The organism is Saccharibacillus brassicae, from assembly GCF_006542275.1.
GTDB lineage: Bacteria > Bacillota > Bacilli > Paenibacillales > Paenibacillaceae > Saccharibacillus > Saccharibacillus brassicae.
In genome coordinates, this window is record NZ_CP041217.1 from 129,704 (window position 1) to 142,569 (window position 12,866).

Below are 12,866 nucleotides of genomic sequence, written 5' to 3' on the forward strand. Positions count from 1 at the left end.
ATTCGCCGCCGGCGTTTTGCTTTCCTGCCGGCGGCGAATATATGAAAGAATCGTAACTATTTGCAAGCTGCAGGCTTTTACACGCCCAGATATTCGGTCAGGCCGCGGGCAATCGCTTCTGCCACGCGCTGCTGGAACTCTTCCGTTCTGAGCTGGGCCGCTTCCGCGGCGTTGCTTACGAAGCCGATCTCCAGCAGGGCGGCCGGCATCGTCGTTTCGCGAATGACGTGGAAATTGCCGTATTGGACTTTGCGGTCCTTGAAGCCGGTAGCGGCCAGAATGTACTTGTGCAGCGTAGTCGCAAGCGCTTTGCTGTCTCCGCGCTGATAGTACGTTTCGGTGCCGCTTGCGGCCGAAGAACCGCTGTTGTTATGAATCGAGACGAAGACGTCGGCGTTGACGTTTTTCGCGACGCGGACGCGTTCTTTGAGTTCCAGGAACGTATCGTCGCTGCGCGTCATGACGATGTCGACGTTCGGGTTCTTTTTCAAAATGGCGGCGACTTTGAGCGCCAGGCCAAGATTGACGTCTTTTTCCCGCACACCGGTCGGTCCGACCGCGCCTGGGTCGTGATCGCCGTGTCCGGCATCGATCACGATCACTTTTTTGCCGTTGCCGCCTACGCCCGTGATCGGCGCCGTCACTTTGTCGAGCGTGACGAACAGCGAAGTGCCTTCGGTCGACAGCTTATAGTTGTTGGCGCTTTTGAGGTCGATCACGACCTGCACGCTGTTCGTCGAACCTTTCGGTACGAAGTAGCGGATCTGCGACACGTTGTCCGCGTTCGACGCGGAGATCGTGCCGATCTCGCCGACCGCGAGATTGCCGCCGATCGAGCTGCCGAACCGCGTGTTCGGCAGTTCGACCAGAATGCGGTCGGGACCCGACAGCACCGAATCTTTGGCGATGACCGCTTTGTCGGTCGAGATCATCAGGCGATTGTCGCTGAAGCTGATCGCTTTGACTTCCGCCGAAGGCGTAACCGGCGTCTCTACGGGCGTGCCCGGTACGACCGTGCCTCCGTCCGTGCTGCCCGGATTCGCTCCGACCTGTCCGCCCGCGGGATTGCCCTGCGTGAACAGATACACGGTCTTGGCCGCGTTTTGCCATTTGACCTGCAGACCGAGCTGTGCGCTGACGAAACGCAGCGGAACGTAAGTCGTTTCTTTTTGGGCCATGGCCGGCTGCGTAAGCGGCACGATCGCTCCGTTTGCCGTAGCCGCTTTCTGGTTAATGGTGAGTACGACGGTATCCGCACCGCTGCCGATGGTAACCTGCTGAGCCGCCTGGTTCCATCCGACCTTGTAACCCAGTTCCTCGGAGACGACCCGGATCGGAACCATCGTCGTCTGACTTACGGTCAAGACGTCCGCATTGGCCAATTCTCGATTGTCCAGCATGATTCGGGTGTCCGACGAGGCCGCTTGTCCCGTATGCGGGAGCAAGAACATCAGCATCAGGACTGCCATTACTGTCGTTAACACGTACTTTTTCATTCTTCACATCCACCTCTAACTTTTTCGCTTTTTTCGCCGGAATTGCCTTCTTCCCGCGCTTGCTCCCAAACGCGGTCGGAAAGATTCCGAACTATTGACATCCCAACAGGTGCTCACGTTAAGCTTAGACGCGGACTTTTCTCGAAAGTTGCGGCTTTTATTTCAATTCTGTCATCAATTCCGAATTCGATTCGGCTGTTGACGGCTATTTCTTATGTATCGGCACGGAAGGTGCGCGAAGCTTAGAGCTTTGCGAAAAAACCTTCCGTCTTTTTTTTGCTTTTTTTGCGCGCGGCACCTGAAACGATCCCGTATTCGGTCGGTGCGGCACTTCTGCCGCACGCCGCCCGGTCGTTATCGAATCTGCGCCTTTACTGCGAAGAGACGGATTCGAGCCGCGAAATCGCTTCGCCCGCGATACTTTCCGCCGGCGTAATGCCGCGGAAACGGGTCCAGACGTCGCGGTCGACTTCATACACACGGCCCGCTTTGACCGCGCGCAGTCCTTGCCACACGGACGTCTTTGCCCACTGGTCGGTAATCGGCATTTCGTCGTCGGTCGCGATAAAGATCGCGTCGGGATCGGCTTCGACGATGCCTTCGAGCCCAAGTTCCGGGTACGGCTCTTCCTCGCTGCCGCTTGCCACGTTCTCCAGCCCGATTCGCTGTATCACCTGACCCGCGTACGAAAACGCACTGTGCGCGTTCAGGCCGTCTTTGCGGGCGACGCCGATCAACACTTTGCGAACCGGCAGCTTTTCCGCTTTTGCTTGCAGCAGCTCCATCGCTTCGGCATGCTGTTTCAGCCGCGCTTCGCCTTCCGCTTCCCGTCCGACCGCGGCCGCGATCTGGCGGAAATCGCCGAGGCTGTCGTCGTACGAGCCTTTGCGGCTGTTGAGGATCAGCGTCGGGGCGACAGCCCGCAATTTGTCGAGAATGGCCGTATGGCGATCGGTATCGCCCAGAATCAAGTCCGGCGCGCTGGCCAGTATCGCTTCGATGTCCGGCGCGGACCTTTCCCCGAGCGGGGCATAATCGAGCGGCTGTCCGCCGTTGAGCTTGCGCATCGCGGCGGCTTTGCCGTCGTCGGCGATACCGACCGGCGTCACGCCGAGCGCCAGCAGATCGCCCGCGAACGACCATTCCAGCGCCGCGACCCGGGCCGCCGGCTTGGCCAGGTCCACGTCTCCCGACGTGCCGGTCAGCCGGATCGCGGAACCGGACACCGGCGCCGACGCTTCCGATGCCGCCGGCTTCGAATCGGAGCCGCAGCCTGCGAGCAGCCCCAGGCCGAGCAGCGCGGCGGCGGCCCATATTGTGTTTTGCTTTTTGTTCATGTTCATTCTCCTGACTTCTTCGTTCTGACTTGTTCGTTCTGTAGACCCAACGTTGATAATCATTATCAATACACACCAGTCTAGCAGACTTTGCCGACGCCGGCCAGCCTTTTGAAATTCACGCTTGATTGACGCCTGATTGACACTTGATTGACGCTTGGTTGCATCCTGACCGACCACGCCGAAAAGCGCCGCCGGCCCTAAGGCCAAACGGCGCTGCTGCTTCTGTTCTTATCGGTGCTGCCGCGTTCTACTGCGTGCCGCGAACGGCCCTGGCGTTACACGTAAGTCCGTTCGGCCCGCTTCGCTTCGTATTCGGAGATCGAAGATTCGTGCTGCAGCGTCAAGCCGATATCGTCCAGGCCCTGAAGCAGGAACTGGCGGCGATGTTCGTCCAGATCGAAATCGATACGCAGACCGTAAGCGTCGGTGAGCGTCTTCTCTTCGAGATTGACGTTCAGGCGATAACCTTCATGCTCGGCCGTGCGGGCGAACAGATCCTGCACCTGTTCTTCGGACAGCTGGATCGGCAGAATGCCGTTCTTGAAGCAGTTGTTGTAGAAAATATCGGCGAACGACGGCGCGATCACGACGCGGAATCCGTAGTCCAGTATCGCCCACGGCGCGTGCTCGCGGGACGATCCGCAGCCGAAGTTGGCACGCGAGATCAGCACTTCCGCTCCCGTATAACGCGGTTTGTTCATTTCGAATTCGGTATTCACTTCGCCGGATTCGGCGAAACGCCATTCGAAAAACAGGAACTGGCCGAAGCCGGTCCGTTCGATACGCTTGAGAAACTGCTTGGGAATGATGGCGTCCGTGTCGACATTGACCCGATCCACCGGGGCGACGAGTCCGTTTAATTGTTTGAATTCTTCCATGCGAGATCCCTTCTTTCCGGAGATTTGGTCAGCTGACGACTTCGGTCTTGAACGTCCAATCGCGTACGTCGGTGAAATGTCCTTCGATCGCCGCAGCGGCGGCCATGGCCGGCGAGACGAGATGCGTCCGTCCTCCGCGGCCCTGACGGCCTTCGAAGTTGCGGTTCGAAGTCGAAGCGCAGCGCTGCCCCGGCTGAAGCACGTCCGGATTCATCGCCAGGCACATGCTGCAGCCCGCTTCGCGCCATTCGAAGCCCGCTTCGCGGAAAACGACGTCCAATCCTTCTTCTTCGGCCTGCAGCTTGACGCGGCCCGAACCCGGGACGACGATCGCCGTGACCTGGTCCGCGACTTTGTAGCCTTTGGCGATCTCGGCGGCGGCGCGCAGATCTTCGATACGGCCGTTCGTGCAGGAACCGATAAACACGTAGTCGATCGGAATATCGGACATGCGCGTACCCGGCACGAGGTCCATATATTCCAGCGCTTTTTCAGCGGCCCGGCGTTCGTTCTCCGTCGTAAAGTCGGCCGGATTCGGCACGACCGAATCGATGTCCGCGCCCATGCCCGGGCTTGTGCCCCAGGTCACCTGCGGAATGAGGGAATCGACGTCGAATTCGACGACGCGGTCATACTGCGCGCCTTCGTCCGTCACGAGCTGCTTCCAATCGGCGACCGCCGTCTCGAACGCTTCGCCCTGCGGCGCGTACTGGCGTCCGCGGATATGCTCAAACGTCGTCTCGTCCGGCGCGATCAGTCCCGCTCTCGCTCCGCCTTCGATCGACATGTTGCAGACCGTCATGCGCTCTTCCATCGTCAGGCTGCGGATCGACTCGCCCGTATATTCCAGCACGTAGCCCGTCGCGAAGTCCGTGCCGTACTTGGCGATAACGCCCAGAATCATGTCCTTGGCCGTGACGCCCGGCTTGCGGCTGCCGACGAAGCGTACTTCCATCGTCTTGGACTTGCCCTGCTGCAAACATTGGGTAGCGAGCACGTGCTCCACTTCGCTCGTGCCGATACCGAACGACAACGCGCCGAACGCGCCGTGCGTGGACGTGTGGCTGTCGCCGCAGACGATCGTTTTGCCCGGATGGGTCAGGCCCAGCTCCGGTCCCATGACGTGTACGACGCCCTGGTCGATCGTGTCGAGGTCGAACAGTTTGACGCCGAAGTCTTTGCAGTTTTGCGACAGTGTGTCAATCTGCTGCTTGGAGATCGGGTCTTTGATATTGAAACGGTCGGTCGTCGGCACGTTGTGGTCCATCGTCGCGAACGTGCGGTCCGGACGGCGGACTGGGCGGTTGCTCAGGCGCAAACCTTCGAACGCCTGCGGCGACGTGACTTCGTGGACCAAATGAAGATCGATATAGATGATGGCCGGCTTGCCTTCTTCTTGATGAATAACGTGATTGTCCCAAATCTTTTCGTACATCGTTTTTTTACTCATCTTCTTCACCCCGCTGCTGGATTCAAACCGGCCACTTTCGCGATTCCCGAGGCCAGGTTTTGTTAGTGGGTTAAATATAACATGGAGTTGTCTCATTGTTCCAAGATATAATAACTATAATACTGATAGGTTTTACCTATATACGCGGAAGAGAATCTCCCTGTAAAATAAAACGGAAGACTGTCCGCTTACGCGAATGGACGCGAACGTACACAATGAAGGAGACTTCCCCCACATGGAATTGAGACAGCTTCAATACGCGCTCATGATCGCCGCCGAGCGCAATTTTTCGCGGGCGGCCGAGAAGCTGCATATCGCCCAGCCTTCGCTCAGCCAGCAGCTCTCCAAACTGGAAAAGGAACTCGGCGTGCTGCTGTTCCAGCGCAACACGAGCACGGTCCAGCTAACGCACGCGGGACGCGAGTTCATGAAGCGCGCGCAGCGGATCGTCGACGAAATGGATCTGCTGCGGGTCGAGATGGAAGACATTTCGCAGCTGCGCAAAGGGCGGATCACCGTCGGCAGCATGCCGACGACCGGCTCCCACCTGCTTCCGCACGTGCTGCCGGCGTTTCGGGATGGCTACCCCGGTATCGACGTGACGCTGCTCGAAGACACGTCGCAAAATCTGGAACGGCTGACCGCGGGCGGCAAAACGGACATCAGTCTGCTGTCGCTGCCGCTTGGCGAACCGACGCTCGACTATGAATGGATTGCCGACGAACCGATCGACCTGGCCGTTCCTCCGAACCATCCGCTCGCGCTGCGCTCCGAAGCTTTTCCCGCCGCGGGCATTACGATGCGCGAGCTGGAGCACGAACCGTTTATCATTTTGAAGCAGGGGCAAGGGTTTCGCAAAATGGTGCTCGATCTGTGCCGCGAAGCCGGCTACGAGCCGCAGGTCGTGTTCGAGAGCAGCAATATGGAGACGCTGCAATCGCTCGTCGCCGCCGGCATGGGCGTCACGCTCGTGCCGCGGTTCGTCTCCCGGTCGAGGCGCAGCGAGCTGCTGCCGGTCTACGTCCCGCTCGCCGACCCGGTGCCTTACCGCACGCTCGTCATCGCTTACCGCAAAGGCCGTTCGCTGTCCAAAGCGGCCGAAGCGTTTATCGGCACGCTGCGCAGCACGATGCAGCGGCTCGAACGTTCCTGAACCGCCGCATGCGGAGCCGACGCTGCGCTCGGCGCAAATTCCGCCTTTTACAAACCGGGTTCTGCGTGCTATTCTAGGAAAAACCAAATGTCATGCCGCAATGACGGGGCCAGTACGAGAAGATCCGCCTTTCAGAGAGTGAATTCCACAGGTACGGCTTGGGCGCGAGAGTGTCCGAAGGCCGCGCCTCGGCTGCGAGAATTCACGGTCGGACTTTTCCGAATCCTACCTCCGAGCGATCCGGGCTCCAATCCCGGACGGTTCCCTTTCCGTTATCGGGGGTCGAGCGGGACGGCTTAGGCCGTCAATCAAGGTGGTACCGCGGAAGCACAGATCGGGCTTTCGTCCTTCGCGCAGCATAAGCTGCGCCTGGACGGAAGCTTTTTTGGTACGCTGCCCGCAGAAAGAAGGAGATATTCATGCAAAAACGGATCGTAGTCAAAATAGGCAGCAGTTCGCTGACGGGAAGCCGGGGCGGATTGAACCGCGAAGCGATTGCGTACTTCGCCGGCGAACTGGCGGAACTGTACCGGCGCGGCGTTCAGCCGCTGCTCGTTACGTCCGGAGCGGTCGCGGCCGGCTTCCGGGCGATCGGCTATCCCGAGCGGCCCAGGAAGCTGCACGAAAAGCAGGCTTCGGCCGCCGTCGGGCAGGCGCTGCTCATGCGCGCTTACCAGGAAGCGCTGGCCGGGCACGGCCACGTGGCGGCCCAAATCCTGCTGACGCGCACCGATTTTCACAGCCGCAAACGGATCGGCAGCGCGGTCATGACGATCGAGGAACTGCTGGAACGTGGCATTCTGCCGATCTTCAACGAAAACGACACGGTCTCGGTCGACGAACTGAAATTCGGCGACAACGATACGCTGTCCGCGCTCGTCGCCAATCTGGTCAAAGCGGAGCGGCTCGTGATCCTGACCGATACGGACGGTTTGTACAGCGCCGATCCGCGGCAGGACCCGAACGCGATCAAATACGAGGCGATCGGCGAAATCAGCGACGATATTTACCGCATGGCCGGAGGCAGCGGAAGCAGCGTCGGCACCGGCGGCATGCGGTCCAAGCTCGACGCGGCGCGGATCGCCACGCGCGGAGGCGTGCCGGTATTCGTCGGCCGCGCCACCGAAACCGGCGATCTGGCGGACGCGGCGGAAGGCCGCGGCCGCGGCACGCATTTCACGACGACGCTCTCTTCCATGTCCGTCAAAAAGCAGTGGCTCGGGTATTTGTCCCGGCCGCTCGGCGCGCTGATCGTCGACGCCGGCGCCAAGCGCGCGCTCGCCGAAGAAGGCCGCAGCCTGCTGCCGGTCGGCATCACCGCTGTCGAAGGGCAGTTCCACGCGGGCGACGTCGTCGAAGTGCGCGGCCCAGGCGGCGACGTCGTCGGACGCGGCGTCGTCAACTACGATATGGAAGACCTGCAGCGCGTCTGCGGGTGGCCGGGACCGCGGGTGCTGGAGACGCTGAACGGCCTGCACCGGCTCGAAGCGATCCATCGCGACGAATGGATCTCGCTCGGCTGAGCCGGGACCGAATAACGCACAGCCATACGCATACCCATACACACACCAATAACGCATACCAGTAACAGGGAGGATTGCCATATGAATCAATCACCGATCGAACAAAACGGACAAACGGCCAATTCCACGGCCGCAGGCGGCGCGGTGCAGAGCGAAGTGCGCGCCAAAGCGATCCTGGCCGGCTCCGCCGCGCGCCGGATGGCTTCGCTGTCCACCGACGAGAAAAACGCGGCCCTGCTCGCGATGGCCGACGCATTGAACGCGGAAGCGGCTTCGCTGATCGAAGCGAACCGCGAAGACCTGGAGCGCGGACGCGCAAACGGCACGAGCGAATCGCTGCTCGACCGGCTCATGCTGAGCGAAGCGCGGATCGCGTCGATCGCCGACGCGCTCAAGCTCGTCGCGGATCTGCCGGACCCGACAGGCAAAGTGCTGGAGACGATCGAGCGCCCGAACGGGCTGCGGATCGAGAAAGTCAGCGTGCCGCTCGGCGTTATCGGCATTGTGTACGAAGCGCGCCCGAACGTCACGGTCGATGCGGCGGCGCTCTGCCTGAAGACCGGCAACGCGGTCGTGCTGCGCGGCGGTTCGGCCGCCTTGTCCACCAACCGGCGTATTGCCGAAGTGCTGCGCGCGGCACTGGCCGGCACGGCGCTGCCGCCCGAAGCGCTTCAGGTGATCGAAGACGCGTCGCGTTCTTCGGTCGACGAGATGCTGAAGCTGAACGGGCTGCTCGACGTCATCATCCCGCGCGGAGGCCGTTCCCTGATCGACAACGTCGTGCGCAATGCGACGGTGCCGGTCATCGAGACGGGCGCCGGCGTCTGCCATACGTATCTCGACGCTTCGGCGAACGCCGAAATGGCCGCCGAGATCGCGATCAATGCCAAAGTGCAGCGCCCTTCGGTCTGCAATTCGATGGAGACGCTGATCGTCCATGCGGACTTCGCGCAGCGCGGACTGCGCGCGCTTGCGGACGAGCTGCTGCGGCTCAAGGTCGAACTGCGCGGCGACGAGCGGACCCGCGCCCTGCTGCCGGAAGCGAAGCCCGCTTCCGACGAAGAATACGGTACGGAATATAACGACTATATTCTGAATATCAAAATCGTGGACGGCCTGGACGAAGCGGTCGCCCATATCTCCCGCTTCGGCACGAAGCACTCCGAGTGCATCGTGACGGAAGACGAAGTCAACGCCGTCCGCTTCCTGAACGAAGTGGACGCGGCTGCCGTGTACCACAATGCGTCCACCCGGTTCACCGACGGCTTCGAATTCGGCTTCGGCGCCGAGATCGGGATCAGCACGCAAAAGCTGCACGCCCGCGGACCGATGGGACTCCCGGCGCTGACTTCGTCCAAATACCGGATCTACGGCACCGGTCAGATTCGCCCGTAAGCCGCCGCGACTCTGCGGCCGCGTTGATCGCGAGCATACGCTCCACCCCATTTTCCCAGAAGCGAAAGGATGAATCTCCCATGACCCAGACCCGCATGCTGATCGAAGACCGCGTTTGCTTTTTCGGGGCCGGTTCGATGGCGGAAGCCGTCGCCCGGGGGCTGATCGCCCGCGCGGTAATCGCGCCCGAACAGATCACGTTCCTGAACCGGAGCGACCAATCGAAGCTGGACCGGCTTCGCCAGCGCTACGGCACGAACGGCACGCAGGACCCGGCCGAGAAAGAGCAGGTGCTGCGCACCTTCCCGGTCGTGATCCTCGCGATGAAGCCCAAAGACGCCGCCGAAGCGCTGCGGCAGCTCGGGACGCTGGTCGGCCCGCGTACGCTGATCGTGTCCATGATCGCCGGCTTGTCGATCGACACGCTGCGCCGCCTGCTGAACCGCCCGGAGCAGCCCGTCGTCCGCACGATGCCCAATACGTCGAGTTCGATCGGCCTGGGCGTGACGGGCGTCAGCTTCTCGGACGGATTGTCCGAAGCGCAGCGCCGCACCGCCCGCCTGCTGTTCGAAGCGGTCGGCGTCGTCGTCGAGACCGAAGAAGACAAGATCGACGCCCTGACCGGCATCTCCGGCAGCGGTCCGGCCTACGTCTACTACCTGATGGAGGCGCTGATCGAAGCGGCCGAGCTCGGCGGGCTCACGCCCGAACAAGCGCGCGAGATGACGGTCCAGACCGTGCTCGGCGCCGCCCAAATGGTACGCCAGACCGGCGAAGAACCGGCCGAACTGCGCCGCAAGGTCACTTCGCCGAACGGCGCGACCCAGGCGGCGATCGCCAAGCTTGACGAAAGCGATTTTCACGGCGCCCTGATCCGGGCCGCTCAGCGCTGCTCGGAGCGCTCGGCCGAAATGGGCCGGGAGCTGGAGAGCCAACTGCCGAACGCGGAGTCGAACTGAAGCCTCCGGCGCCGGAACCGTTCCCTGACACGACATGAACCATATGAACGACATGAACCACATGAACGCAAAAGCCCGTCCGTTTCCGGAGCGTACTCCGAAAACGGACGGGCTTTTAACGTTATAGGCAGCCTGCTTGCTCCTGCTCCTGCTCTTGCGCTTTTCCCGCACTCAGGCTCTCGCCCGGCGTCCCGTCTTCATCAGCTTGAAGCCGCCGCCGATCAGCAGCAGCGCCACGACGGCGTTGCGGATATACGGTTCCAGTTCATGCAGGAATCCGAGCGTCGGCAGATACAGGTCGATAAACGGCATCACGAGCGTTTTGAGCACGTAATACAGCCCCAGCGCCACCAGCAGCACGCCGAGCCAGCCGCGGTTCGCTTCGAAGTTGTCCAGCAGCGGCTTGTCGACCAGCGGCTCCCGGCCGTAGCGCCCGACCTGCTGCAAAGCGTCGAAAAACGCGTAGAACCAAATGAGCGGCACGAGGAACAGGAAGATCGACAAGCCGAGCACGTCAAGGATGTAGATGCTGCCGAAGAACAGAATCATCAGCTGCGCCCCGCGCTTCATAAGGCCCAGATACATATGTGCCGCGCCCGGCACGATCGCAAGCAGGAGGCCCATCGTCCGGCTTTTCCCGCTGCCGTCGCGCCCCATGTCCCAGCGTTCGATCAGCGAAAAGTCGCGCAGCTGCTCGCCGCGGCTTTTGCGTCCGGCCAGTTGGACCGCGTCGAACATGCCGTAGATCCAGATGATCGGCAGCACGCCGAGAAACATCAGAAACGTCTCTTCGCCGGTAAAAATACTCAGGAAGACCAGCGCCGTCGTCAGTCCGAAAAAGGCGGCCAGAAACGAGACGCCCCGCTGCACCAGGCCCATGTACAAATGGCCGAGTCCCGGCACGAAGCTCAACACGACGGTACAGAACCGCTGCACGTCGGAAAAATAATTCGGTTCGCGCAGCATGCGCCCGTCTCCGACCGGAGGGTAAGGCGGGTACGGCGGATAATCAGCTTCTTCGCCCGGCCCGAATCCGGCCCGCGGCTCTTCTTCCCTGTCCGCCGTTCGCGGTGCGCCGGATTCGCCCGAACGGTAAGCGCCGTACGGATCTTCCGCATAGCCCGGATGTCTCGGAGCGGAAGGCGCATGACCGTAATAACCGTACGGCGCGTCCGGTCCGAGCGGCCGGCTGAGCACGGCGACCAGCATGTCGAACATGCTGATAAACCAGACGAGGCAGGTTCCCGCTATGCCCAATGCCATCGGCGCGTCGCTTTCTGCGATCGCCGCCAGCAACCCTCCGCCGATCAGCATGAACAGCGGAAGCAAAAAGTAGATAAATCCCCGGGAGCGATTGCCCCAATATACATGGCCGAGGCCCGGCACCAGGTTCAGCAGCAGCGCCGCAAGTTTACTTCGTTGTCGATTCATGGTCGCTTTCCCCTTTCGCTTTGAAGCCGCCCAGCCACGTCGACGCTCCATCCGTCAGCCGCTGGCTGTAAGACACTTTTCCCGCTTCGCCCGCCGCTTTGGCTGCCTGCTCGCCGATCCGGTCGAACGTGCCGGTGAACGTCAGCAGCAGCGCGGCGGCGGCCGCGACCGTATAGAGCACGATCGGCTCTCTCCATCTGCGGCCGAAATAGCCTGGGCCTCCCTGTTCGTCGGCGCGCTCCGGAATAAACGCCATGACCCGTTCGCTGAACGCTTCTTCGTCGGCAAGGCCGGGCAGCTCTCCGCCAACGTTTTCGAGCGCGGCCAGATACTGGCCGAAAGCCTGCTCGTCGCCCTGCTCCAGCAAATGCTCCAGGCGTTCCCTCGTCGGCTCGGCCAGCGTGCCCCGCACGTAGCGCATCCATTCCTGCGGTCCGTAACGTTCCAACTCGCTCATCGCCATTCCTCCTCCTGCCAGTGCTGACGAATCCACATTCGCGCCCGGTACAATTTCGATTCGACGGTCTTGACCGTAACGTCCATTTCCGCCGAGATTTGTTCGTAGTTTTTGCCTTGAAAATAAAAAGCTTCGATCACGTCGCGATGACCTCTGGGCATATCGGCCAGACGCCTGCGCATTTCTTCCGACTGCTCCTCGCGCAGCATTTTGGCAAGCGGCGCTTCGTCTCCCGACACGATCCGCAGCAGAGCCGGTTCCGAATCGTACAGATCTTCGCGCCGCCGCTTCTGCTTGCGCTTGAAATCGATCGCCTTGTTCGTCGCAATGCGCGAAATCCACGTCTTGAATCCTTGGGAACGATAATCGGGGAGCGATTTATGAATCTGGATAAATACTTCCTGCGCGACGTCTTCGGCATCCTTCTCGCTGCGCAGTACCGAGAAGGCGACGCGAAATACGTGCTGCCTGTACGTGTCGACGAGTTCGCGAAACGCGTCGCGGTCGCCGCGCAGAATACCGCGGATCAATTCCTGTTCGTCAATCGTGCTCTCCCCCTTTCCCGCCGAATAGACGCGCCGCCTAGCCGATGCCCCTGCAAGTTTGGCGAACCTTTTTGCAATCTTTGTGCAACTATCGGGGACGCCGCCGCTTTTCGGTCGTTCCGGCGCGCTTCTCGTCGCCTTTATTGTACATGCCCGGGCGTTCCGGCAGATCTTCAGGCGGCAAAAAAAGGCCGAAAATCGCGGCTGCGATCTTCGGCCTTGCATGTGGTGCGTGGTAC

General features: G+C 61.2%; 11 protein-coding genes. 4 read left to right on the forward strand and 7 right to left on the reverse strand.

Features of this window, described 5'->3' with window-relative positions; all coding sequences use genetic code 11:
* Positions 1–77: 77 nt before the first annotated feature.
* From FFV09_RS00460 to leuC, 4 genes are all read right to left on the reverse strand, one after another.
* Entirely contained in the window at positions 78–1,496 is a 1,419-nt protein-coding gene (locus FFV09_RS00460; RefSeq protein WP_141445847.1) for an N-acetylmuramoyl-L-alanine amidase, read from the reverse strand.
* A gap of 371 nt (positions 1,497–1,867) precedes the next feature.
* Positions 1,868–2,833, reverse strand: coding sequence for an ABC transporter substrate-binding protein (locus tag FFV09_RS00465; protein ID WP_170314884.1), 966 nt, complete (start codon positions 2,831–2,833; stop codon positions 1,868–1,870).
* 278 nt (positions 2,834–3,111) lie between these two features.
* The gene (gene leuD / locus FFV09_RS00470) at positions 3,112–3,714 is read right to left on the reverse strand and encodes a 3-isopropylmalate dehydratase small subunit (protein WP_141445849.1); all 603 of its coding nucleotides are present in this window, start codon (positions 3,712–3,714) and stop codon (positions 3,112–3,114) included.
* Positions 3,715–3,742: 28 nt separating this feature from the next.
* Complete coding sequence (leuC, locus tag FFV09_RS00475) at positions 3,743–5,164, reverse strand: 3-isopropylmalate dehydratase large subunit (protein WP_141445850.1); 1,422 nt, start codon at positions 5,162–5,164, stop codon at positions 3,743–3,745.
* Between the two features lie 235 nt (positions 5,165–5,399).
* On the opposite strand from leuC, the gene FFV09_RS00480 reads away from it, so the two are divergent.
* The 4 genes from FFV09_RS00480 (at position 5,400) to proC (ending at position 10,194) form a co-directional block, all read left to right on the forward strand.
* Entirely contained in the window at positions 5,400–6,317 is a 918-nt protein-coding gene (locus tag FFV09_RS00480) for a LysR family transcriptional regulator (protein WP_141445851.1), read from the forward strand.
* Positions 6,318–6,736: 419 nt separating this feature from the next.
* Positions 6,737–7,840: a glutamate 5-kinase gene (gene proB / locus FFV09_RS00485; RefSeq protein ID WP_141445852.1), complete on the forward strand. Its 1,104-nt coding sequence runs from the start codon at positions 6,737–6,739 to the stop codon at positions 7,838–7,840.
* A gap of 81 nt (positions 7,841–7,921) precedes the next feature.
* The gene (locus FFV09_RS00490; protein ID WP_141445853.1) at positions 7,922–9,235 is read left to right on the forward strand and encodes a glutamate-5-semialdehyde dehydrogenase; all 1,314 of its coding nucleotides are present in this window, start codon (positions 7,922–7,924) and stop codon (positions 9,233–9,235) included.
* 80 nt (positions 9,236–9,315) lie between these two features.
* Positions 9,316–10,194 carry a pyrroline-5-carboxylate reductase gene (gene proC / locus FFV09_RS00495; RefSeq protein WP_141445854.1) on the forward strand — a complete coding sequence of 293 codons (879 nt, stop codon included), beginning with the start codon at positions 9,316–9,318 and terminating at the stop codon, positions 10,192–10,194.
* A 171-nt stretch (positions 10,195–10,365) separates the two neighbouring features.
* On the opposite strand, the gene FFV09_RS00500 is transcribed toward proC, so the two are convergent.
* From FFV09_RS00500 to FFV09_RS00510, 3 genes are read right to left on the reverse strand one after another with little or no spacing between them, the layout of a single operon-like run.
* On the reverse strand, positions 10,366–11,625 hold the full coding sequence (locus tag FFV09_RS00500) for a multi-tm2 domain protein (protein ID WP_141445855.1): 1,260 nt from the start codon (positions 11,623–11,625) through the stop codon (positions 10,366–10,368).
* Positions 11,606–12,082 (reverse strand): hypothetical protein, encoded by a 477-nt coding sequence (locus FFV09_RS00505; protein ID WP_141445856.1) that lies wholly within the window; start codon positions 12,080–12,082, stop codon positions 11,606–11,608. Before FFV09_RS00505 ends, FFV09_RS00500 begins: the two co-directional genes overlap by 20 nt.
* Positions 12,079–12,612 carry an RNA polymerase sigma factor gene (locus FFV09_RS00510; protein ID WP_141445857.1) on the reverse strand — a complete coding sequence of 178 codons (534 nt, stop codon included), beginning with the start codon at positions 12,610–12,612 and terminating at the stop codon, positions 12,079–12,081. The genes FFV09_RS00505 and FFV09_RS00510 overlap by 4 nt, the downstream gene beginning before the upstream one ends.
* Between the last annotated feature and the right edge of the window lie 254 nt (positions 12,613–12,866).

Bases quoted from the DNA above. Each gene is read 5' to 3' on its own strand.
- FFV09_RS00460 (WP_141445847.1), bottom strand. From the start codon at position 1,496: ATGAAAAAGTACGTGTTAACGACAGTAATGGCAGTCCTGATGCTGATG.
- FFV09_RS00465 (WP_170314884.1), bottom strand. From the start codon at position 2,833: ATGAACAAAAAGCAAAACACAATATGGGCCGCCGCCGCGCTGCTCGGC.
- leuD (WP_141445849.1), bottom strand. From the start codon at position 3,714: ATGGAAGAATTCAAACAATTAAACGGACTCGTCGCCCCGGTGGATCGG.
- leuC (WP_141445850.1), bottom strand. From the start codon at position 5,164: ATGAGTAAAAAAACGATGTACGAAAAGATTTGGGACAATCACGTTATT.
- FFV09_RS00480 (WP_141445851.1), top strand. From the start codon at position 5,400: ATGGAATTGAGACAGCTTCAATACGCGCTCATGATCGCCGCCGAGCGC.
- proB (WP_141445852.1), top strand. From the start codon at position 6,737: ATGCAAAAACGGATCGTAGTCAAAATAGGCAGCAGTTCGCTGACGGGA.
- FFV09_RS00490 (WP_141445853.1), top strand. From the start codon at position 7,922: ATGAATCAATCACCGATCGAACAAAACGGACAAACGGCCAATTCCACG.
- proC (WP_141445854.1), top strand. From the start codon at position 9,316: ATGACCCAGACCCGCATGCTGATCGAAGACCGCGTTTGCTTTTTCGGG.
- FFV09_RS00500 (WP_141445855.1), bottom strand. From the start codon at position 11,625: ATGAATCGACAACGAAGTAAACTTGCGGCGCTGCTGCTGAACCTGGTG.
- FFV09_RS00505 (WP_141445856.1), bottom strand. From the start codon at position 12,082: ATGAGCGAGTTGGAACGTTACGGACCGCAGGAATGGATGCGCTACGTG.